The sequence below is a fragment of the Arthrobacter sp. CJ23 genome, from assembly GCF_024741795.1.
Classification (GTDB): Bacteria; Actinomycetota; Actinomycetes; order Actinomycetales; family Micrococcaceae; genus Arthrobacter.
Window position 1 is genome coordinate 3474750 of record NZ_CP102950.1, and the last position, 21329, is coordinate 3496078.

16 protein-coding genes and 2 tRNA genes are annotated in these 21329 nt (G+C 67.6%); 6 read left to right on the forward strand and 12 right to left on the reverse strand.

Going from position 1 to position 21329, the window contains the following annotated elements; translation table 11 throughout:
- Positions 1-30: 30 nt before the first annotated feature.
- From NVV90_RS15625 to NVV90_RS15655, 7 genes are all read right to left on the reverse strand, one after another.
- A tRNA-Met gene (locus NVV90_RS15625) sits at positions 31-104 on the reverse strand.
- 62 nt (positions 105-166) lie between these two features.
- A tRNA-Thr gene (locus NVV90_RS15630) sits at positions 167-238 on the reverse strand.
- Between the two features lie 119 nt (positions 239-357).
- Positions 358-846 carry a LysM domain-containing protein gene (locus NVV90_RS15635; RefSeq protein WP_258438166.1) on the reverse strand — a complete coding sequence of 163 codons (489 nt, stop codon included), beginning with the start codon at positions 844-846 and terminating at the stop codon, positions 358-360.
- A 250-nt stretch (positions 847-1096) separates the two neighbouring features.
- On the reverse strand, positions 1097-3346 hold the full coding sequence (locus NVV90_RS15640) for a DEAD/DEAH box helicase (RefSeq protein ID WP_258438167.1): 2250 nt from the start codon (positions 3344-3346) through the stop codon (positions 1097-1099).
- Between the two features lie 388 nt (positions 3347-3734).
- Positions 3735-4391, reverse strand: coding sequence for an MOSC domain-containing protein (locus NVV90_RS15645; protein ID WP_258438168.1), 657 nt, complete (start codon positions 4389-4391; stop codon positions 3735-3737).
- Between the two features lie 31 nt (positions 4392-4422).
- Positions 4423-5097: a response regulator gene (locus tag NVV90_RS15650; protein WP_258438169.1), complete on the reverse strand. Its 675-nt coding sequence runs from the start codon at positions 5095-5097 to the stop codon at positions 4423-4425.
- Positions 5094-6629, reverse strand: a complete 1536-nt coding sequence (locus NVV90_RS15655; protein ID WP_258438170.1) for an ATP-binding protein — start codon at positions 6627-6629, stop codon at positions 5094-5096. The genes NVV90_RS15650 and NVV90_RS15655 overlap by 4 nt, the downstream gene beginning before the upstream one ends.
- Before the next feature lie 157 nt (positions 6630-6786).
- Here NVV90_RS15655 and NVV90_RS15660 point away from each other — a divergent pair, with 157 nt between their 5' ends.
- The 3 genes from NVV90_RS15660 to NVV90_RS15670 are packed head-to-tail and all read left to right on the forward strand — an operon-like array spanning position 6787 to position 10132.
- A complete protein-coding gene (locus NVV90_RS15660) occupies positions 6787-7407 on the forward strand; it encodes a Tat pathway signal protein (protein ID WP_258438171.1) in 621 nt (206 codons plus the stop codon).
- A 2-nt stretch (positions 7408-7409) separates the two neighbouring features.
- Complete coding sequence (locus tag NVV90_RS15665; RefSeq protein WP_258438172.1) at positions 7410-8621, forward strand: glutathionylspermidine synthase family protein; 1212 nt, start codon at positions 7410-7412, stop codon at positions 8619-8621.
- Positions 8618-10132, forward strand: coding sequence for an APC family permease (locus NVV90_RS15670; protein ID WP_258438173.1), 1515 nt, complete (start codon positions 8618-8620; stop codon positions 10130-10132). Before NVV90_RS15665 ends, NVV90_RS15670 begins: the two co-directional genes overlap by 4 nt.
- Here the strand turns inward: NVV90_RS15670 and NVV90_RS15675 are convergent.
- Positions 10092-11402 (reverse strand): glycosyltransferase 87 family protein, encoded by a 1311-nt coding sequence (locus tag NVV90_RS15675; protein WP_258438174.1) that lies wholly within the window; start codon positions 11400-11402, stop codon positions 10092-10094. The genes NVV90_RS15670 and NVV90_RS15675 overlap by 41 nt on opposite strands.
- Before the next feature lie 123 nt (positions 11403-11525).
- Between NVV90_RS15675 and NVV90_RS15680 the strand changes: the two genes are divergently transcribed.
- Complete coding sequence (locus NVV90_RS15680) at positions 11526-12713, forward strand: acyl-CoA dehydrogenase family protein (protein ID WP_258438175.1); 1188 nt, start codon at positions 11526-11528, stop codon at positions 12711-12713.
- 24 nt (positions 12714-12737) lie between these two features.
- Here the strand turns inward: NVV90_RS15680 and NVV90_RS15685 are convergent, their stop codons facing one another.
- Positions 12738-13352, reverse strand: a complete 615-nt coding sequence (locus NVV90_RS15685) for a TetR/AcrR family transcriptional regulator (RefSeq protein ID WP_258438176.1) — start codon at positions 13350-13352, stop codon at positions 12738-12740.
- A 119-nt stretch (positions 13353-13471) separates the two neighbouring features.
- Here NVV90_RS15685 and NVV90_RS15690 point away from each other — a divergent pair, with 119 nt between their 5' ends.
- Positions 13472-16531 carry a glycoside hydrolase family 2 TIM barrel-domain containing protein gene (locus NVV90_RS15690; RefSeq protein ID WP_258438177.1) on the forward strand — a complete coding sequence of 1020 codons (3060 nt, stop codon included), beginning with the start codon at positions 13472-13474 and terminating at the stop codon, positions 16529-16531.
- 101 nt (positions 16532-16632) lie between these two features.
- On the opposite strand, the gene NVV90_RS15695 is transcribed toward NVV90_RS15690, so the two are convergent.
- On the reverse strand, positions 16633-18012 hold the full coding sequence (locus NVV90_RS15695) for an MFS transporter (protein ID WP_258438178.1): 1380 nt from the start codon (positions 18010-18012) through the stop codon (positions 16633-16635).
- Positions 18009-18551 carry a helix-turn-helix domain-containing protein gene (locus NVV90_RS15700; RefSeq protein WP_258438179.1) on the reverse strand — a complete coding sequence of 181 codons (543 nt, stop codon included), beginning with the start codon at positions 18549-18551 and terminating at the stop codon, positions 18009-18011. Before NVV90_RS15700 ends, NVV90_RS15695 begins: the two co-directional genes overlap by 4 nt.
- Before the next feature lie 450 nt (positions 18552-19001).
- Between NVV90_RS15700 and NVV90_RS15705 the strand changes: the two genes are divergently transcribed.
- A complete protein-coding gene (locus NVV90_RS15705) occupies positions 19002-19907 on the forward strand; it encodes a LysM peptidoglycan-binding domain-containing protein (protein ID WP_396125409.1) in 906 nt (301 codons plus the stop codon).
- 85 nt (positions 19908-19992) lie between these two features.
- Here the strand turns inward: NVV90_RS15705 and NVV90_RS15710 are convergent, their stop codons facing one another.
- On the reverse strand, positions 19993-21324 hold the full coding sequence (locus NVV90_RS15710; RefSeq protein WP_258438180.1) for a glycosyltransferase 87 family protein: 1332 nt from the start codon (positions 21322-21324) through the stop codon (positions 19993-19995).
- Positions 21325-21329: the final 5 nt, after the last annotated feature.

Consider the following 21329-nt stretch of genomic DNA (forward strand, 5'->3'; position numbering starts at 1 on the left):
GAATCTCGGGGATTCCAGGGGCTTAGCCTGTAGCGGTGGGGAGGCTCGATCTCCCGACCTCACGATTATGAGTCGTGCGCTCTAACCAACTGAGCTACACCGCCACGAATGAGAAAAACCTGTGTCAAGCCGGTCAAAAACCGCCTTGACACAGGCCCTCATTCAGAGCCCCCCACCGGAATCGATCCGGTGACCTCGTTCTTACCAAGAACGCGCTCTACCACTGAGCTAGGGGGGCAACGAGTAAATACTCTACCGGACGTTTTCAGAAGCTACAAATCGGCCGCCAGGCAGGGAAATGCGGCGCCGACACAATTTGCATCGGCGCCGCATCCTTGATCTAGAACCGGCCGGAAACTACGGCAGGCGCAGGACCTGGCCGGGGTAGATGAGGTCCGGGTTGGGCACTGTGTCCGCGTTGGCGGCGATGAGCGCGCCGAGGTCCACGCCGAACTGCACGGCGATGCCGCTGAGGGTATCGCCCGGCTCCACAACGACTTCGGTCACGCGGGCGGCTGCTGCCTGCGCCGCTGCGGCCTGCTCAGCGGCTGCCTGCTGGCCTGCGGCGTCCGCCGCCGCCTGCTGGGCCGCTGCCTGCGCTGCGGCCTGCTCAGCGGCCGCCTGGGCCGCTGCAGCATCTGCCGCAGCCTTCTCGGCCGCCTCGGCGGCCGCGGCATCGGCGGCTGCCGTGTCGGATTCCGCGACGGTGTCTGCGGAGGCGTCGACGCCTGCGTCCACGGAGGTATCGGCAGGGGCCTCCGGCTGCGCTTCGGCCGGTGCGTCCGTGTGCTTTTGCCCGGCCTTGGCGAACCCGAGGTTCTTCTTCAAGTCATCGAGGAATCCCATGGGACTACCCTCCTCCATCTGCGTGCGGTCCAGTGCTGTTCCGCAGCTACGCCGTTCGTAGCCCCTTGATCGTAAAGCCGCATACCGGCCGTTCCAAGGCATTAGTCGCATGGCGTGACAGGATTTCACATGGATGACAAGGATCGTTCACATGGCACGGAGCGCCGTGAACGGCCGTTAAACGCAGCCAGGGGCCGGCTCGAAAGCCGGCCCCTGGCCGAAAAGCGGGTAGATCAGTTACCCGGGCTGTTTACCACTTGCCCTTGCGGTTGAAGTCGCGGTGGCCGCCTTCGCTGCCGCTGCGCGGCTTGCGGGCACCGTCGCCGTGGCCGCCGAAGCGCGAACCGCTGGCCTGGCCGCGGTCGCTGTCACCGTAGGAGGCACCGCGGTCACGGTCGCCGTAGCTGCCGGCGCCGGCGCTGCTGCGGTCGCTGTAGGAACGGCCGCCGCGGTCGGCAGAGGAGCGCTCGCCGCCGGCGTAGCCGCCACGGTCGCCCTCGGACTTGCGGAATTCCTTCTTGAAGCCGCCGTTGCCCTTGAAGTTGCCGCCACGGTCGCCACCGGAGTAACCACCACGGTCGCCGCCACGGCTGCCGCCGGAGTAACCCCCACGGTCTCCACCGCGGTCGCCCGAGTAGCCACCGCGGTCGCCGGACGGCTTGCGGCCGTTGTCCAGTTCAAGGTGGATCAGCTCGCCGCCGATGCGGGTGCGGGACAGGGCGCGCAGCTGCTCGGGGCTCAGGTCTGCCGGGAGCTCCACGAGGGAGTGGTCCGAGCGGATGTCGATGCCGCCGATCTGTGCGGAGGAAATGCCGCCTTCGTTGGCAATGGCGCCCACGATGGAGCCCGGCATGACGCGCTGGCGGCGTCCGACGGCGATCCGGTAGGTGGCGTTGCCCTCGGTCAGCGCACGGGTGGGGCCACGGGAGCCGAAGCCGTCCTTGGAGCGCTCACGCTTCTGGAATTCCGGCGCGGCCGGCAATTCCTTGACGAGCAGCGGCTGGCCGCCCTGGGCCATGACGGCCAGTGCGGCTGCGATCTCCGCGGCCGGGACCTTGTGCTCTTCCTCGTAGGAGGCGATGAGGTCGCGGAACAGGGCCACGTCCTCGGACTCAAGGGTCTCGGTGATGCGCTCGGCGAACTTGCCCATGCGCAGGGAGTTGACCGTCTCGGCGGTGGGCAGGTGCATCTGCTCCACCGGCTGGCGGGTGGCCTTCTCGATGGCGCGGAGCAGGTACTTCTCACGCGGGGTCATGAAGAGGATGGCATCGCCGGCGCGGCCTGCACGGCCGGTGCGGCCGATGCGGTGCACGTAGGACTCGGTGTCGTGCGGGATGTCGTAGTTGACCACGTGGCTGATGCGCTCAACGTCAAGGCCGCGTGCCGCGACGTCGGTGGCCACCAGGATGTCGATGCGGCCTTCCTTGAGCGCCTCAACAGTGCGCTCGCGCTGCTGTTGCGGGATGTCGCCGTTGATGGCGGCAGCCTGGAAGCCGCGGGACTTCAGCTTGTCGGCGAGGTCCTCAGTGGCCATCTTGGTGCGCACGAAGGCGATGACGCCGTCGAACTCTTCAACCTCAAGGATGCGGGTCAGGGCATCGAGCTTGTGCGGGCCCATGACCTGCAGGTAGCGCTGCTTGATGTTGGTGCCCGTGGAGGTCTTGGACTTCACGGAGATTTCGGCGGGGTCGTTCAGGTACTGCTTGGACATGCGGCGGATCTGGCCCGGCATGGTGGCAGAGAACAGGGCAACCTGGCGGGTCTCCGGGGTCTGCTGGAAGATCTGCTCCACGTCATCGGCAAAGCCCATGCGCAGCATTTCGTCAGCTTCGTCCAGCACGAGGTACTGGAGTTCGGACAGGTCCAGGGAACCCTTGGCGATGTGGTCGATCACGCGGCCCGGGGTACCGACAACAACCTGGGCACCCCGGCGCAGGCCGGCGAGCTGCGGGCCGTAGGCGGAGCCGCCGTAGACGGGCAGGACCGTGAAGTCGTCGATGTGCTTGGCGTAGGAGGTGAAGGCCTCGGCAACCTGCAGGGCCAGTTCACGCGTCGGAGCCAGGACCAGTGCCTGGGTTTTGCGGGACGGGCCGTTGAGGTCGTGGAGTTCGGCAAGGCGGGACAGGGCCGGAACAGCGAAGGCTGCAGTCTTGCCGGTACCGGTCTGGGCCAGGCCAACCACGTCGCGGCCTTCGAGCAGCAGCGGGATGGTGGCTGCCTGGATGGGGGACGGCTTTTCGTAGCCGACATCCTGCAGGGCGGCCAGAACGCGGCCGTCGATGCCGAGATCGACGAAGCGGACGCCTTCTTCTTCCTCTTCTTCCGCCTTCGGGGCAGGAGCGTCGGTGTGGGCGGGTGCTGCGGCTTCAGCGGCAGCGGTCTCGACGGGGGCCTCGGCAGCGGCCGGGGCTTCAGCTTCGATGACCTCGACGGCGGTCTCTGCTACAACGGCAGACTCGGCGTTTTCGGTGACGAAGGGATCGTTGAGATTTTCGGGCATAGGGGAATTCCTCATCCATAGGGCAGTCGGCGCGGCCCGGTTGGGCTTGGCCGCAGTACGCGTTGCAAGAAGCAGGGCAGATGTTGCTCTGCTGCTCGCAAGAAGTCCGGCGCTGTCGCAATCCCATGGCAGGACTTCCCGCTGCATCTCTTGGCTGCTATCCCAGCAGTCTGTACAGCGTTTTCTTTAGCCGGCTCTCCCTATGAAAATGCCCGCACACATTTTGCGGGCCCCAACACTTACCAGTCCTGCCTCAAAAATTGGGCAGGATAAAGGGATTTCCGGAGTGGGGGATGTTTCAATTGTAGGGCACAGATTAGCGCCCTGGTGACAGAACTGTCGACGGCGGCGGTGAGCTTGCCCACACAAGCACCGCGGGCCCTGTGTTTCAGGCGCCCTGGCGGCGCCTGAGCTTCTCGAACTCGTCGTAATATTCGGGCTGCAGGCGGATCTCGCCGTCGGCCTCGGCGTCGAGCAGCATCTGCATGGCTTCCGCCGTCGGATCACTGAACCAGGCACCCACCGTCACCCCGTGCTTGGGCACGAACAGGCGGTGGATGTGGTCCCCGGCGCTGATGGTGCCGGTCTTGACGACGCGCAGGTACGTGCCCACCCGGCCGGCCTCGGTGAAGCGCTTGACCCAATGGGGCTCCCCCATGCGCCGCTGGAAGGTGCTGCACGGGACCCGGGGAGAGGTCACTTCCACTTCCACGTCGAGGCCGATCTTCCAGCGCTCGCCGATCACGGCGCCCGTGGTCGCAATGCCGGAGACACGCAGGTTCTCGCCGAAGATCCCGGGCGGCATCTCACGCTGGAGCTCCGCCACCCAGTAGTCCGCATCGTCCTGCGAGTAGGCGTACAGGGCCTGGTCCTCGCCGCCGTGATTGACCCTGTCCGCCTGGACATCGCCGTGGACGCCCAGCTTGTGGACCTTCACGGGACCTTCGAGGGGCTGTTTGTCGATGGCGGTCACGCCCACCCGGCTCTCGCCGTCTTCCAAGAGCTGGCGTACCCGGCAGACTGCGATCAATGAGGCGGTGTCCATGGGACCAGTTTACGGATCGGCGGCAGCGCGTCTACGGATCGAAACGGTAGCCCATTCCGGCTTCGGTGTGCAGGTGGCGAGGAACGGCAGGATCCCGTTCGAGCTTGCGCCGCAGCTGGGCGATGTACACGCGGAGGTACTGGGTTTCCTTGGCGTAGGCCTGGCCCCACACCTGGGTGAGGATCTGCTGCTGGCTGACCAGCTTGCCCTTGTTGCGGACCAGCAGTTCCAGGATGTTCCACTCGGTGGGGGTGAGCCGGACCTCGGCGCCGTCCTTGACGATCTTCTTTCCGGCGAGGTCCACCATGAAGTCGGCCGTGGCCAAGGTGGGCTCCTCATCGTCCGGGACCACGCGCCGGGACGCCACGCGCAGCCGCGCAAGCAGCTCATCGAGTCCGAAGGGCTTGGTCACATAGTCGTCCGCACCGGCGTCGAGCGCTTCCACCTTGTCCTCGGAGGCGTGCCGGGCGGACAGCACGATGATCGGCATGCTGCTCCAGCCCCGGATGCGCCGGATGACGTCCACGCCGTCCATGTCCGGCAGGCCAAGGTCCAGGACCACGATGTCCACGGGCTGCTGGGCCGCGGCCCGGAGGGCTTCGGCGCCGTTGGACACTGTCAGGGCCTGGTAGCCGTGGGCATGGAGATTGATCTGCATGGCCCGGGCGATCTGGGCCTCGTCCTCGACGATCAGCACCAGCGTCATTGCATGCCACTTCCGTTGCTCCCGTAACCGGTCCACAGCGGCAGGGTCACCACCATGGTGAGCCCGCCTCCCGGAGTCGGCTCCGCCACCAGGGTGCCGCCCATCGCCTCGCTGAAACCCTTGGCCACCGCCAGCCCCAGCCCGATGCCGCTCTGGGTCCCCGTGGCTGCCGCAGAATCGCTGAGCCGCTGGAAAGGGCGGAACATGTCCAGGATTTCGGCGATGTCCACGCCCCGGCCGTGGTCCACCACGCGCAGCTCGCCGGCGGGCCGGTCCCCCAGCGTGATGCCCGCCCCGGTCCGGGCAGTCAAGACGACGTCCGAGCCGGGCGCGTACTTCACCGCGTTCTCCACGATGTTGGCCACCACGCGCTCCAGCATGCCGGCGTCGGCCTGCACGGCCGGCAGGTTGGCGGGCAGCTCGTTGCGCAGCCGCTCCCGCGGCACGCCGCGCAGTGCCTCGGGCAGCACCTCGGCCCAGCTGATTCCGGCCAGGAGCGGGTTCACGGCGTCCGCGGTCAGCCGGGACATGTCCAGCAGGTTGTCCACCAGATGGTCCAGGCGGTCCGCGTAGTTCTCGATGGTGGCCAGCAGCTCGCGTTCGTCCTCCGGCGCGAACTGCACGTCCTCCTGGCGCAGGCTGCTGACGGCCAGCTTGATCCCGGCCAGCGGGGTGCGGAGATCGTGCGAGACGGCGCGCAGGATGGAGGTCCGCATCCTGTTGCCCTCGGAGAGCCGCAGATTGTCCTGCCGGCTCCTGACCAGCTGCTGCCGCTCGCGCACGGCCACCACATAGGCGCCGAACGCGGCCAGCAGGCGGCGGTGCTGCGCGGACAGCGGTCCGCCGCGCAGCAGCAGCGTGTACTGCGGATCGACGACGGCGGCATGGTCGGCGGCGGCGTGCGTCACCGGCGGTTGCGGGCCGGACGTGGCCAGGACCCGCCAGCCGGGCGTGGCCGGCAGGCGGGTGCCTCCGCCGCTCTGCATGCCGCCGGGCGTGCTGCCCGTGCTGGCCAGCAGCGTGACCGCGTCCATGCCCAGGTTGGCGCGGACCTTGTCCAGGAAGGACTCCAGGCTGCCGTCCGAACGCAGGATCCGCAAGGACAGCTCGCTCAGCGCGGTGGCCTCCGCCCCGGACCGCGCGGCTTCCTGGGCGCGGCGGCTGGCGAGCCCCACGGCGAGCGCCACCCCGCAGGCCACGGCAAGGAAGATGACCAGGGTGAACAGGGTACTGGGGTCGGCAATGGACAGGGACCCCACCGGCTCCGCGGAAAAGTAGTTCAGCAGGAAGCTGCCCAGGACAGCCGCGACGACGGCGGGCCAGAGTCCGCCGATCGCGGCGATGGCCACGGCCACGGCGAGCTGCAGGAGCATGATCATCGAAAAGTTGCGGTAGCCGGCCACGGTGACCAGGACTTCCACGGCGGGCGGAAGGAGTACGGCGAGCACGAGCCCGGCTGCAACGCGGCCGCGGCCGATGCCACTGACGGGTGGCAGCTGCAGATGGAGGCTGTTCTCGTCAGGGGCGGGCATGGCTTCATTTTTGCACGGTCTGGACGGGCGGCGTTCCTGCCCCGCAGCCAGTGCCGGGTGTCGGCCCCAGGGACTAGGCTTGCTTCAGGATTCCGGTCCGGCAGCGGGCCGGGCACCTCATCACAGTCAAGATCACATCCACGTCAGGGGGACGCAGATGAACGCGAACCACCAGCCCGGCGGTGCAGCAACGCCGGGCCCGGAGGACCCCGGGAAGCCACAGGGCCAGCCCAAGCCCCCGCCCTGGCAGGTGCCCAAGCCCGAGCTCCACCCCGAACTCCTCCAGCAGGGCGAGGCCGGGCCCCTCCCCACCGTGGATCCCTTCGCCAAGGAGCGCCAACACGAGGCAGCCCAGGCGGTGGCGCGCAAGAAGCGCTCGCAGCGGCGCACCGTCGTCGTGGGCCTCGGCGTCACCGCCCTGCTGGCCGGCACCATCACCGCCGTCGTGGCCAGCAGCGAGGCCGAGGCCGACTACGCCCAGGTCTGTTTCAACGACGAAACCGGCGAGCGCGTCGAGGACACCAACTGCAACAGCTCCGCCGGCCGGAGCTCCGCGCTCTATGCCTGGTACTTCTACTCCCGCGGCGCCAGCGTGCCTGCCGTGGGGCAGAACCGCTCCAGCTACCCCAGCTACACCACCACGGTGCCGCCAGGGGCCAAGACCTCCGCCGGGTACAGCACCAAGGGCGGGACCGTGAGCCGCGGCGGTTTCGGCACCAGCTCCAAGAGCGGAACCAGCGGTGGCAGTGGCGGCAGCGGCAAGAGCTCGGGAGGCTAGGCGTGCAGCGATACCCCTCCGTGCCGCGCCCGGACTGGAAGCAGAAGATCGAGGAACAGGGCCTGGTCTTTTCGACCACCACCATGCCGGACGGCAAGAAGATCGAGTACTGGCACGAATCCGCCTACTACGAATTCACCATGGACGAGGTGGAAACCCTCGAGAAGACCGCCGAGGACATGCACCTCATGTGCCTGGAGGCCGCCAAGTTCCTGGCCACCGGGGCCATGGGCGGGATCGGCATCGGCCCCCAGGCCCTTGAACTCGCAGCAGAGTCGCTGCAGGCGGGCGACCCGGACATCTACGGCCGCTTCGATTTTGTCTACGACGGCCGGGGCGGCCCCGCCAAGATGCTTGAGTACAACGCGGACACGCCCACCGGGCTGATCGAGGCCGCGGTGGCGCAGTGGTTCTGGCTGCAGGACGTCTTCCCGGAGAAGGACCAGTGGAACGGCATCCACGAGGCCCTGATTCGGCAGTGGAAGAAGCTGCAGTACCGCACCGGCATGAGCACCCTGCACGTGGCGCACTCGGAGGCGGAGGAATCCGGCGAGGACTGGATGACCGCCGCGTACATGCGCGATGTCGCCAGCCAGGGCGGCTGGACCACCATCGGCATCAACATGTCGGACATCGGCTGGGACCCGAACCTGAACCGTTTCGTGGACCTGGACAACTTCATGATCAGCACCCTGTTCAAGCTGTACCCGTGGGAGCTGATGATGAAGGAGCCGTTCGGGCACCGGCTGCTGGAGCGCGCCCACAACCCGCGCTGGGTGGAGCCGGCCTGGAAGATGCTGCTGTCCAACAAGGCCCTGCTGGCCGCCCTGTGGCACCTGTTCCCCGGCCACGAGAACCTGCTGCCGGCCTACCTGGACAACCCCGGGCCGCTCAAGGAATGGGTGGCCAAGCCGCTGCACGGGCGCGAAGGCGACAACATCCGCATCCATGCCCCCGGCATCGAGATCGAACAGCCCGGCGACTACGGCCGCGAGGGCTGGTGCTACCAGCAGTTCCACGCACTCCCGGACTTCGACGGCAACCGGCCGGTCCTGGGGCTGTGGGTGGTAGACGGCGAATCCGTGGGCTGCGGCATCCGGGAATCGGACGGCCCCGTCACGGACTACTTCTGCCGCTTCGTCCCCAACACCATCGATGCCCCCGCGCCGCACGGCGCCACCACCTCTGCCGCCAACAACGGAGCCGCGCTATGAGCACAGAAACGTCGACGCCGGCAGGCGGCCCCGGGGCCGGTGCGGTCCCTTCCAAGGGCCTGCACGCCGGCATCCTGGACCTTGGCGACTCCGTCATGCTGGGGCTGGCGTCCACTGCGCCGGTCTACTCGCTGGCCGCCACCCTCGGCCTGATCGTGGCGGTCAACGGCAACTACACGCCGCTGATCCTGCTGCTGGGCTTCATCCCCGTGCTGTTCATCGCCTACGCCTTCCGCGAGCTCAACAGCGCCATGCCGGACTGCGGCACCACCTTCACGTGGGCGCGGCGGGCCTTCGGCCCGTGGGCGGGCTGGCTGGGCGGCTGGGGCGTGGCGCTGGCCGGCATCGTGGTCCTCGCCAACCTGGCCCAGGTGGCCGGGCAGTACCTCTGGCTGCTGATCGGCGACGGTTCCCTGGCCGGGAACACCTGGCTGGTGACGGGCACCGGCGTCGTCTTCATCGCCTTCATGACCTACGTGAACCACCGCGGCATCCGCCTCGGCGAGCACGTGCAGCGCACCCTGACGTATATCCAGTACATTTCGCTGGGCATCTTCGGCGTTGCGGTCATCGTGGCGATCGCCACGGGCGGAGCGGCGGGCGGCCAGGCCTTCGCCCTTGAATGGTTCAACCCTGCGGGGGCCTTTGCCGATCCTGGCGCCGTGGTGCACGGCGTGCTCCTGGCCCTGTTCATCTACTGGGGCTGGGACACCTGCCTGGCCCTCAACGAGGAAACGGAGAACCCGGCCAAGACCCCTGGCCGCGGTGCCGTGATCTCGGCCTTCGTGCTGGTGGCCATCTATGTTTCCGTCGCGCTGCTGGTGATGATGTACGCCAACGTGGGCACCGAAGGGATCGGCCTGGGCAACGAGGCCAACCAGGCCGACGTGTTCCTGGCCATGAAGGACGTGGTGCTGGGCCCCTGGGGCTGGCTGATCGTGGTGGCCGTCCTGGCCTCCGTGCTGTCCTCCACGCAGACCACCATCCTGCCCACGGCCCGCGGCACTCTTTCCATGGGCGTGCACGGCGCCCTGCCGGCCCGTTTCGGCAAGGTGCACCAGCGCTACCAGACCCCCGGCTTCTCCACCCAGGTCATGGGCGTGGCCGCCGCGGCCTATTACGTGGCCATGAGCTTCCTCAGCGAGAACCTGCTGTCCGATTCCATCAGCGCCATCAGCCTGTTCATCGCCTTCTATTACGCGCTTACCGGCTTCGCCTGTGCCTGGTACTTCCGCGGCACACTGCGCGACTCCGCCCGCAACCTCTGGTTCCGCGGCATCCTGCCGTTCCTGGGTGCCCTGCTGCTGACGGCGGCATTCTTCATCTCGGCCGTGCAGATGTGGGACCCGGAATACGGCGACACCCAGATCGCCGGCATCGGCGGTGCCTTCGTGAGCGGCGTGGTGCTGCTGGCCCTGGGCGTGGTCCTGGCCGTGGTGTGCCGCTTCGCCCCGGCAACGCGCGGCTACTTCACGCAGAAGCAGGCAGTGCACCCCGCCGCAGGGCAATAAGCCAGCACGCCATGATCGCCAGGGCGCAGAACACGCCGGCGCTGGAGGCCATGATCCACAGCCCCGGGGTCTGGACGTTCAGCTCGGCGGCACCCAGTGCAGTGCCGATCGTCTTGGGCGAAAAGAAGAACACCACCGTGGACACGAACAGGACCGCGGCCATGGTGAGCCTGCCGGCCCGGTAGCGGCGCGGCGTTTCCCGGAGCGTCCAGGCGAACGCCGGCAGCACGGCGGCCATCCACACCCAGTGGTGGGACCAGGACACAGGGCTGATGAGCAGCATGGCCAGCGCCGCGGCGGACATCGCCACGACACGTGCGCCCTGGGCGCTCGCCGCACGGATCAGGACAGCGGCCAGGACCACGACGGCGAGGCTCAATGCCAGCCACGGAAGCGTCACGGCGTCCTGCGGGACGCCGAAGTGCAGCAGCGCACCCTTGATCGAAAGGTTGTCAACATACCCGGCCCCGCCGATCCGGGACGTATCCGGCAGGATCTCCAGCCAGAACTGGAACGATTCGAGCGGCCGGAGAAGCCAGCCCAGCAGAACCGTTCCAGCGAAGCCGATGGACATGTTCGCGAGCCCGCGCCAGTCCTTGCGCATGAGGAAGTACAGGCCGAAGACCAGGGGCGTCAGCTTGATCCCGGCGGCAATGCCCACCAGGAAGCCGCTGCCGGGGATGCCCCGCTGCCAGCGCGGACTGCGCGCCAGCAAGTCGGCGGCCATCAGGCCCATCAGCAGGATGTTGATCTGGCCGAACGCCAGCGTTTCGCGCCAGGGCCCCAGGAACAGGGCAGCAAGGAACAGCGCGGCAGCAATCCAGCAGTTCCGGGCCGATGCAAGGGCACCGCGCAGGCTCGACTTCGACTCCCAGTACCGCACGATGGTGACGCCGACCCAGGCTGCCACAGCCACTCCGGCCACATTGAACAGCATCAGTGCCACGGGCTGGGGCAAGCGGGCCAGCAGGCCGAAGATGAGCGCTGCAAAGGGCGGGTAAGTGAACGGGAGGTTCGGTCCGCCGGCCCAGTCAACGCTGGGGCCGTAGAGATCCGACGGCGAGGCACCGGCGTCGTTCAGGATGCTCCCGCCGAACCAGTACACGCTGAAGTCGATCCCCTGCTTGCCCCAGTCGGCAAGCAGCATCCACAGTGGCCAGGCGACGGCGGCCAGCGGCAGCCAGCGGAGAAGCGCAGCGGTTTTTGATGTGGCCGTGCGCGGTGCCGCGGCATCCGCCGTGGCGCGTAAATCGACGTCAGGCAGTGCCATTCCGTATCCCCCAATATTCCGGATGTTGCAGCGGGGAACGGTCCGGCCCCCGAATACATACTACTTAAGCGGCCAAACGGGCGGCTTGGACGGCCACACGGGCTACGGCCGTAGGATGCTGGCATGAGCCATTCAACGACGAATCCCTCGGATTTCCTTGCCCTCGATTCCCTCCTGAGTGAGGAGGAACTGGCGCTCCGGGAACGGGTGGGCGATTTCACCCGGCAGCGGATCCGCCCCAACATCGCCCGCTGGTACGAGGACGCCGTCTTCCCGCGCGGGATCGTCCCCGAGCTCGGCGAACTCGGCGTGCTCGGCATGCACCTGGAGGGCTACGGCTGCCCCGGCCGTTCCGCCGTCGAATACGGCCTGGCCGCCATGGAACTGGAGGCCGGCGACTCCGGCATCCGCACCTTCGTCTCGGTTCAGGGCTCCCTGGCCATGACGGCCATCCACAAGTGGGGCTCCGAGGCGCAGAAGGAACAGTGGCTGCCGCGGATGGCCGCCGGCGAGCTGATCGGCTGCTTCGCACTGACGGAGCCGACGGCGGGTTCGGACCCGTCGTCGATGACCACCTTTGCCCGCCGCGACGGCTCGGGCGAGGACGCCGGCTGGGTCCTGGACGGCGCCAAGCGCTGGATCGGGCTGGCCTCGATCGCCGACGTCATGGTGGTGTGGGCGAACACCGAGGACGGCATCCGCGGCTTCCTGGTCCCCGCCGGAACGCCGGGCGTCACCGCCACTCCCATCGAGCCGAAGCTCTCCATGCGTGCCTCCATCCAGTGCGATGTAGTGTTCGACGGCGTGGTGCTGGGGGCGGACGCCCTCCTCCCGGGCGCGCAGGGGCTCCGCGGCCCGTTCTCCTGCCTGAACGAAGCGCGGTACGGCATCGCCTGGGGCGCCATGGGGGCCGCCCGGGATTCCTACGAGGCTGCACTTGAGTACGCAGGGACGCGCCTGCAGTTCGGCAAGCCGCTGGCCGGTTACCAGCTGACCCAGGAGAAGCTGGTGAACATGCTCCTGGAAATCCAGAAAGGGACCATGCTGGCACTCCATTTGGGACGGCTCAAGGACGCCGGACACCTGCAGCCGCAACAGATCTCCATGGGCAAGCTGAACAACGTCCGCGAGGCCATCAAGATCGCCCGCGAAGCCCGCACCATCCTGGGCGGCAACGGCATGACCTTGGACTACTCGCCCCTGCGCCACGCCAACAATCTGGAATCGGTGCGCACCTACGAGGGCACCGACGAGGTCCACACCCTGATCCTGGGGCAGCACATCACGGGAATTCCGGCTTTCAGGGGGTAGCCGCGCCCCGTCGAGCTGCGCGGCTTAGCTTTCCGCGGGCAGGATAACCAGCTCGAAGTAGCTACGCAGGCACTGCGCCACGTCCACCGTGTCCGGCGCGAGCAACCACTGGGTCTGGATGCCGTCCCACAGAGCAACCAGGGACGTTGCCGCCTGCCCGGGATCGACACCGGGGCGCAGCCTGCCTGCCTCGGCCAACTCGGCGAAGCGGCGCGCGTAGCTCCGCCGCAGGCGTTCGAACCGTTCAGTGAAGTAGGCCCGGCCCGGATGGCCGTCCGTGACGGATTCCGCGCACAACACGGTGTAGAGCTCGATGACGCCGGGGATGTCCTCGTTGTAGAGCGCCGTGCGGATCACCGCGTCCACGAATGATTCCTCCGCTTCGGCAGGGTTCGCCCGGCCGCTGACTTCGTCGCGCCATTGCAGGACGGCCATCAGGAGATCGCTCTTCGAGGGGAAGTAGTGCAGCAGGCTGGTCTGGCTCATTCCGGCGCGGTCGGCGACATCCTGCAGGGACCCGCCCCGGTATCCCCGGGCGGCAAACACTGCGTGCGCGGCGTCAAGGATGGTGCGTCGCCGTTCCTCGGATTTTGCGTACGGCCCCCTCCGCCCGGTGCGGCCCGCGTCCTTTGTGGTCATGGCAAGCCAGTGTACAGGCGGGCAGAGCCCATTTCTTTGAAACCAGAGTTCTTACTCGAATTTTATGTTAGCGTTGTCACACCCGGAGCCCCCCGTTCCATAGAAGGAGCCGTCACAACATGACCCCATCCCCGGCAGACTCCGCCGATGCGTCCTACATCACCAGCCGCGGACCGGGCTCGGGCAGGCGGAGCGCCGCCCGTTCCTGGCTGCACAGCGATGCCCCCACGCAGTCACTCAACGGCATGTGGCGCTTCCGGCTCCTGCCCGGCGCGCCCGGCACCCCCGGTGGCCGCGGCGTCCTGCCCGCCGGCGAAGCCGTGGAGGGCATCGCCGAAGAGGCTTTCGACGACTCGTCCTGGGACGAGATCCCCGTTCCGGCCCATTGGGTGCTGGAAGGCGATGGGCACTACGGGCGGCCGATCTACACGAACGTCCAGTTCCCGTTCCCCACGGATGCACCCCACGTCCCCGATGAGAACCCCACCGGCGACTACCGGCGCAGCTTCGAACTGCCGGAATCATGGACCGCTGCCGAGCGGATCCTGCTGCGGTTCGACGGCGTCGAATCGCGTTACAAAGTGTGGCTCAACGGCGTTCCGATCGGCGTCGGCACCGGAAGCCGGCTGGCCCAGGAGTTCGACGTCACTGATGCCGTGCGCCCTGGAGCAAATGTGCTGGCGGTGCGCGTGCACCAGTGGTCGGCGTCGAGCTACGTCGAAGACCAGGACCAGTGGTGGCTGCCGGGCATCTTCCGCGACGTGACGCTGCAGGCGCGGCCGGCAGGCGGCGTCGACGACGTCTGGTTGCGTACTTCGTTCAGCGGCTCCGGTGATTCCGGCACCGGCAGGATCGAGCCGGAAATCACAGCCGGCGGCGGCGCCTTCCCCGTGACGCTCTCGGTTCCGGAACTGGGCGTGGACGTCACGTGGAACTCGGCCGCGGACGTCGCCCCGGTGGTGATCGCCGCCGTCGAACCGTGGTCCGCCGAGATCCCCCGGCTGTATGACGCAACGGTGAGCAGCGCCGCCGAGACGATCTCCCTCCGCCTGGGCTTCCGCACGGTGGAAATCGTGGGCGACCGCTTCCTGATCAACGGACGGCGTGTGGTGTTCCACGGCATGAACCGGCACGAGACCCATCCCGACCGGGGCCGCGTCTTCGACGAAGAGTTTGCCCGCGCAGATCTGGCCCTCATGAAGCGGTTCAACGTCAACGCGATCCGCACCAGCCACTACCCGCCGCACCCGCGGCTGCTGGACCTGGCCGACGAAATGGGCTTCTGGGTGATCCTGGAATGCGACCTCGAAACGCACGGCTTCCATGCCCGGAACTGGGTTGGCAATCCCAGCGACGATCCCGCCTGGCGCGACGCCTTCGTGGACCGCATCGAGCGCACCATCGAACGCGACAAGAACCACCCGTCCATCGTCATGTGGTCGCTTGGCAACGAGGCCGGCACGGGCGCCAACCTCGCAGCCATGGCCGCGTGGGCCCATGCCCGGGACAGCAGCCGTCCGGTCCACTACGAAGGCGACTACACCGGCGCCTACACGGACGTCTATTCGCGGATGTACTCCTCGGTGCCCGAGACCGAGGCCATCGGACGGGACGATTCCGGCTCGCTGCTGCTCGGCTGCTCCGCCGCCGAGTCGGCACGCCAGCGGAGCAAGCCGTTCATCCTGTGCGAGTACGTGCATGCGATGGGCAACGGCCCGGGTGCCATCGACCAGTACGAGGACCTCGTGGACCGCTACCCGCGGCTGCACGGCGGCTTCGTCTGGGAATGGCGCGATCACGGCATCCGCACCCACACGGAGGACGGAACCGAGTTCTTTGCCTATGGCGGCGACTTTGGCGAGGTGGTCCACGACGGCAACTTCGTCATGGACGGCATGGTCCTCTCCGATTCGACGCCGAGCCCAGGGCTCTTTGAATACAAGCAGATCGTGGCCCCCCTCCGCTTGGGCTTCGAAACAGAAGCGTCCGACGGCGGTGCCCGGCGATTCGTCTCCGTCGCCAATCTGCGGCACTCAGCGGACGCGTCCGACGTCGTGCTTCGCTGGCGGACCGAGGTGGACGGTGTCCGCAGCGAATCTGGCGAACTGGCGGTCTCCGGCGCCTCCGGCAAGGCCCTGGCCGCAGGCGAATCCGCGCGGCTGGAGCTGCCGGCGTTCGCTGCCCCGGGCAGCGGGGAGCATTGGCTCACCGTTGAAGTGGTGCTCCGCAAGCACACCGGCTGGGCTCCGGCCGGGCACGTCATCTCGTCCGCCCAGCTGGATCTCTCGGTACCTGCACCGGCGGTTCGCGGGCCACGGCCAGTGGCTTCCGGCCGTGTCGAAGCCGGGGCGGCCGCCGGTTCCTTGGCCGCCGGAACGGTGACCCTCGGAGCAGCGGTCTTCGAGGATGGCCGGCTGGTGTCGCTCGGCGGCGTGTCAGTGGCCGGCCCCCGCCTGGAACTCTGGCGCGCACCCACCGACAACGACGGCGCGGCGTCGGCCGCGATGTGGCGCCAGGCAGGGCTCGACCGGCTAACTGCCCGCGTGGAGACGGTCTCGGCGGACGCCGAAGGTGTCCTGGTCCGGACGCGGTACGCCGCGGCCGACCGGGCGGAATCGGTGACGGTGGACGAGCAGTGGCAACTGATGGACGGCGATCTGTGGCTGCGCCTGGACATGATTCCCAGCGCCGGATGGGACATGGTCTGGCCGCGCCTCGGCGTCAGGTTCGACTTGCCCGGATCCGTTGACCGCGCCAGCTGGTTTGGCGCCGGGCCCCGGGAATCGTATCCGGACAGCATGCACGCAGCAATGATCGGGCGGTATTCGGCAGCAATCGGGGACCTCACGGTGCCGTATGCAAAGCCACAGGAGAGCGGGCACCGCAGCGCAGTGCGTTCGCTCGAGCTGGACAACGCGGGTGCTCCGTGGCTGCGGATCGACACCGTGCCGGATGCCCGCGGCCGCCGGCCCGGGTTCACGCTGGCCCGCCACACGGCACAGGAGGTCAGCGCCGCGGCCCATCCCCACGAGCTGCCTCCGAGCAAGCACAGTTACCTGTACCTGGACGCTGCCCAACACGGCCTGGGCTCGCGGGCGTGCGGCCCGGACGTCTGGCCGGACTTCATGCTCCGCCCGGAGGCCCGCACGCTGACCCTGCGCATCGGGACGGCCGGGTAACGTCCAGAAACGCAGTGGGAACCCCAACTGGGTAGCAGTTAACGTCGTTTTGAAGGCTCATAACGACACCTGCTGCTACCTAGTTGGGGAGGCTGCTCGCGTCAGGCGGCCCCTACCGGCACCGGTTCCTTGGTGCCCGCGTCCTTGCGGATGGTGGCGCTGATGACGGCGGCCACGGTGCACATGGCCGCGGCGCCGATCCAGGCGTAGGTGTAGTGGCCGGTGGCATCGCGGATGTAGCCGGCCAACAGGGCTGCGGCGGCCGCGCCCAGCTGGTGCGCGGCGAACACCCAGCCGAACACCACGGAACCGTCGGCGCCGAACACCTTGCGGCAGATGGCCGCCGTCGGGGGCACGGTGGCCACCCAGTCCAGGCCATAGACCACCACGAAGATGATCATGCTCGGTTCCACGGTGGAGCCGAGCAGCAGCGGCAGCACCAGCAGGCCGATGCCCCGGAACTGGTAGTAGGCGGCCAGCAGGATCTTGGGGTTGAAGCGGTCGGTCAGCCAGCCGGAGGCGATGGTGCCCAGGATGTCGAAGATCCCGACGACGGCCAGCAGGCCCGCCGCTGTGGTCTCCGGCATCCCGTGGTCGTGTGCCGAGGGGATGAAGTGGGTGCCGATCAGCCCGTTGGTGGTGGCGCCACAGATGGCGAAGCCGGCAGCGAGCGCCCAGAAGGTGCGCACTTTGCTGGCCCGTTTGAGGACCTGGAGTGCCCGGACCGCGGCGTTGGCCGAATCCGCCTTGGCAGGCACGGAACCGGGCTGTGACGACGCAAGCTGGGGGTCCGCCGTCGTATTCTTTTCAGCGACGGCGGCGCCGGCGTCAGGCTCTTCGGCTCCATAAGGCAGGACCCCGACGTCGGCGGGTGAGTTCCGGAGCCAGCGCAGCACGAGCGGTACCACCGCGAGCGCGCCGGCGGCGATGAGGAGGGAGGCGCCGCGCCAGCCGGGGCTCTGGGCGAGGGCAGCGATGAAGGGCAGGAACACCAATTGGCCTGCCGCGCTGCCTGCGGTCAGCACACCGATCACCAGGCCACGGCTCTTGGCGAACCAGGTGTTGGCGATGGTCGCGGCGAACACGAGGGCCATGGAACCGGTGCCCAAACCGATCAGCAGGCCCCAGGTTAACAGGATCTGCCAGGACTGGTTCACGAACACCGTCAAGGCCGAACCAAGGCCTATGAGGCACAAGGCGAGCGCCGTGACCCTGCGGATGCCGAAGCGTTCCATCAGGGCCGCGGCGAACGGTGCCGTCAGACCGAACAGCACGAGGTTGATGCTGACAGCGAGCGACAGCACAGTGGTGGACCAGCCGAATTCTTCCTGCAAGGGCACCATGAGCACGCCGGGCGCTGCGCGGAAACCGGCCGCCCCCACCAGCGCGAGGAAGGCCACGGACGCCACGATCCAGGCGGGATGGAGCCTGCGGCGGGGACGCTTGCCGGTGGGGACCTCGGTGACATCGGGAGCGGTCATGCGGGGATCTCCATTTCAGGGGAAGCAGTGGGGTCTGTTTGCTTGGTTTGAGCGGGCGCGACGGCCAGTGGCATCGGATGCTCGCTGCGCTTGAGGCTGTGCCAGCTCGTGTTTGCCGCAGTGAGGCGTGTGCCGCAGTGAGTACACGTATCGGCCGAGGAGCTTGGCTGTCCGCATTCGGTGTGGATGACCCTCATGTGGGAGACCTCGTTGGGGGCGTCCAGGTGCTTCTCGGCCCAAATGATGATGGCGTTCAAGACGGGGAGGGCGTCCTCGCCCTTGGGTGTGAGGACGTACTCCTGCCGGGTGCGGGTGCCGTCCATGTAGGGGCGCCGGGCCAGCAGCCCGGCTTCGAGCAACCAGCCGAGCCGCTTGCTGAGGACGTTGTCCGCGACTTCGAGCCGCTTCTTGATGGCGTCAAAGCGTCCGTTGCCGAAGAAGACCTCACGCAGCACCAAGCTGCCCCATGGGTCGCCGAGAACGTCGAGGCCGCGCGCGAGGCTGCACGTGCGGGCGGACCAGTCTGATCGCAAAGGCATGGCCCCACCGTACATGACTTTCCTAAAGAAAGCCATGTTTCTGGGGCCGAACCGGCTACAGGGCCCGGTACCTGAAGCAAGTGGTGCGGCGCCCTGAATTGAGTAATACCTACCTGCAAAAGACCGCCCACCGAAAAAAGACAGGTATCGCTTACTCGTGCGGCAAGCAAGGGCCAATTCCTAGAATCGAATTCCCTAGGGTTCCCGAATGTGCGTGCCGCCGCCAGCACCGGCGGCGGCGCGTCATTCGCAATAGCGGTAATGCAATTAACGTCCCAGCTGCTCTCTGCCTTCAGCTGCGCATTGCCCTCGCGGGCCAGCTTCCAGGCTGCCCGCCCCCCGAAGAAAGGCTGAACGTCATGGAGACCTAGGGATCCGATAAAAATGCACACATTTGAAGAAATCAGAGAAACCTCCTTACTCCAAGGAAGGCGACCCCACTGGCCGCAAATGGGGAAAGGGCCAAAATTCCTATTATCGGCAATCGCAATTCTGGCCGTCATCCTGCTCCTTGTGGGAATCAATTGGGTGGGTTCATTGGCGTCGGTGATGTCCACTGACAACTCCCTTGGTGCTGCCACGGAGCAAAGCGCCCCGCCTGCCTCGCCCGCAGCAGCCAATTCAGTTCCGGCCACTGCGCCATCTGCCCAGCCCGTAGAGTCGAGTGCCGCGGAAGCAGCCACCCCCGCTGCTCCCGCCGAAGCCGCTCCAGCCGCACCTGTTGAAGCAGCACCAGTACCGGCGGCACCTGCCCCGGACAGTAACCTCTACACGGTGGTCCCCGGAGATACCGTGGGCGCCATCGCAGCCCGCTTCGGGGTGGACATGAATGCGATGCTCGCGGCAAACGGCCTGGGCGGCTATTCGGTCATCGTGCCCGGACAAACGCTGAAGCTCACCGGACCGGCGATCCCGCTCATCGATCCCGTGCCGGCTCCGGCCCCTGCTGCAGCAGCACCAGCCCCTGCAGCCCAGGCCGCCGCCCCGGCACCCGCAGCTCCGGCACCTGCGGCAGCGCCCGCACCGGTCGGCTGGACCATCTACGTGGCCGGCTCCGGAGGCCAGGCGCTGGTGGATGCCTGCATCGGCCCCATCCACTTCACGCCAACCGACGCCTACTCGCTGTTCATCACCGAGCACGACTTCTGCGGAGGTTGGGGCCGCTTCTCGGGCATCGGCGTAGGACAAACAGTCACTCTTGCCGGCTACGGAACATACACCGTTTCAGCACGAGGCCAGGTTCCCTTGGGTGGCACCACGGACAACGTTGCTGCCGTCTTTGGCGGTTTCCCCCGGGCTGTCCTGCAGACGTGCATTCCGGGCACCAGCCAGATGTTGGTGATCGCCCTCAACTGAGGGCAAAGAGAAACCGCCGGGGGTGCCAAGCAGCGCCCCCGGCGGTTTCCCCGCGCTTCATCGTCAGTTCGTTCGTGGGACCTGGCTAGCCGCGCGCGGCCCCGGGAGTGCTTCCCGCACTCCTGAGACCGGTCCGCGAGGGCCGGTAGGCCAGGGCCCAGTAGACCAGCAGGGCGATGCCGCAGACCACGCCCAGGCTGGAGGCCGTCAGTTGCCATTGCGTCTGGGGATCCTTGCCCCACTCGGCGGCGCCCGCCCAGACGGCCAGGTACTTGGGCGTCAGGTAGAACGCGACGGCGGAGATGGCCACCACGATCCAGCCGGCCACCCGCATCCTGCCGTTGCGCGAGGGCACCCGGTGCATCGCGAAGGCCATGCTCGGCAGCGCCACGGCAATCCACACCCAGTGGTGGGACCAGGACACCGGGCTGATCAGCAGCATCAGCACCGCGGTGGCGGACACTGCCACGAAGTTCTCGTCGGCAGCCAGCGCCCACTTGATCACCAGCGCCGCGAGGACAGCCAAGGCCAGGGACAGCACCAGCCAAAGCACGCTGGTCAGGCCGGAGTCGGGCATGCCGAGGTGCAGCAGCAGACCCTTGACCGAGAGGTTGTCCATGTAGGCCGGCCCGCCGATCCGCCCGGTATCCGGCAGGATCTTGGTCCAAAACATCAGCGAGGCCTGCGGCAGGATGGCCCAGGACACGGCGATGGAGCCGAAGAAGCCGGCCGCCATCCAGCCCAGGGCCTTGAAATCGCGCCGCACCAGGAAGTACAGGCCAAAGGCCAGCGGCGTGAGCTTTATCCCGGCGGCCAGGCCGATCAGCAGGCCCGCCGGCCAGCGGATCTGCCCCGCCCGGGCCTTCCCGTAGAGGGCGAAGTCGGCCAGGATCACGCCCATCAGGATGATGTTGATCTGCCCGAAGTCGAAGGTGTCGCGCCAGGGTCCCAGCAGCAGGATCGCCGCCGTGCCCGCCAGGGCGGTGGTCCGGAAACGGTAGTCCGCAAAGGCCGCCCGCCAGCTCGTCAGGGCGAAGTAGTGCCGCGCCAGCCAGGCGGCCACCACGGCAGCCCCGGCCAGCGCCGTCGTGATGAAGATCAGGCTGCTGGCACCGAAGCTGAACATGGCCAGCCCGGCGAACAAAAGCGCTGCAAACGGCGGATACGTGAACGGCAGGCCATCGCGCGGAGCGTAGAGCTCGCCGGCACCCGTTTCGCCAGTCTGCAACACTCGCGTGCCGCCGTAGTAGTAGACCTCGAAGTCGTTCATGAGCGGGATGTACGCGGAGTACAGGACCCAGAGGGCAACGACGACGGCGAGGGCGCCGGCCGCCGTGGCGAGCCAGCCGCGCAGGGGTGATGAAGGCCGTGCAGACGAAGGCAGGCGTGATGCCGCCGGAGGGGTGGGTGAAGTCACTGCTT

Bases quoted from the DNA above. Each gene is read 5' to 3' on its own strand.
- NVV90_RS15635 (WP_258438166.1), bottom strand. From the start codon at position 846: ATGGGATTCCTCGATGACTTGAAGAAGAACCTCGGGTTCGCCAAGGCC.
- NVV90_RS15640 (WP_258438167.1), bottom strand. From the start codon at position 3,346: ATGCCCGAAAATCTCAACGATCCCTTCGTCACCGAAAACGCCGAGTCT.
- NVV90_RS15645 (WP_258438168.1), bottom strand. From the start codon at position 4,391: ATGGACACCGCCTCATTGATCGCAGTCTGCCGGGTACGCCAGCTCTTG.
- NVV90_RS15650 (WP_258438169.1), bottom strand. From the start codon at position 5,097: ATGACGCTGGTGCTGATCGTCGAGGACGAGGCCCAGATCGCCCGGGCC.
- NVV90_RS15655 (WP_258438170.1), bottom strand. From the start codon at position 6,629: ATGCCCGCCCCTGACGAGAACAGCCTCCATCTGCAGCTGCCACCCGTC.
- NVV90_RS15660 (WP_258438171.1), top strand. From the start codon at position 6,787: ATGAACGCGAACCACCAGCCCGGCGGTGCAGCAACGCCGGGCCCGGAG.
- NVV90_RS15670 (WP_258438173.1), top strand. From the start codon at position 8,618: ATGAGCACAGAAACGTCGACGCCGGCAGGCGGCCCCGGGGCCGGTGCG.
- NVV90_RS15675 (WP_258438174.1), bottom strand. From the start codon at position 11,402: ATGGCACTGCCTGACGTCGATTTACGCGCCACGGCGGATGCCGCGGCA.
- NVV90_RS15680 (WP_258438175.1), top strand. From the start codon at position 11,526: ATGAGCCATTCAACGACGAATCCCTCGGATTTCCTTGCCCTCGATTCC.
- NVV90_RS15685 (WP_258438176.1), bottom strand. From the start codon at position 13,352: ATGACCACAAAGGACGCGGGCCGCACCGGGCGGAGGGGGCCGTACGCA.
- NVV90_RS15690 (WP_258438177.1), top strand. From the start codon at position 13,472: ATGACCCCATCCCCGGCAGACTCCGCCGATGCGTCCTACATCACCAGC.
- NVV90_RS15695 (WP_258438178.1), bottom strand. From the start codon at position 18,012: ATGACCGCTCCCGATGTCACCGAGGTCCCCACCGGCAAGCGTCCCCGC.
- NVV90_RS15700 (WP_258438179.1), bottom strand. From the start codon at position 18,551: ATGCCTTTGCGATCAGACTGGTCCGCCCGCACGTGCAGCCTCGCGCGC.
- NVV90_RS15705 (WP_396125409.1), top strand. From the start codon at position 19,002: ATGGGGAAAGGGCCAAAATTCCTATTATCGGCAATCGCAATTCTGGCC.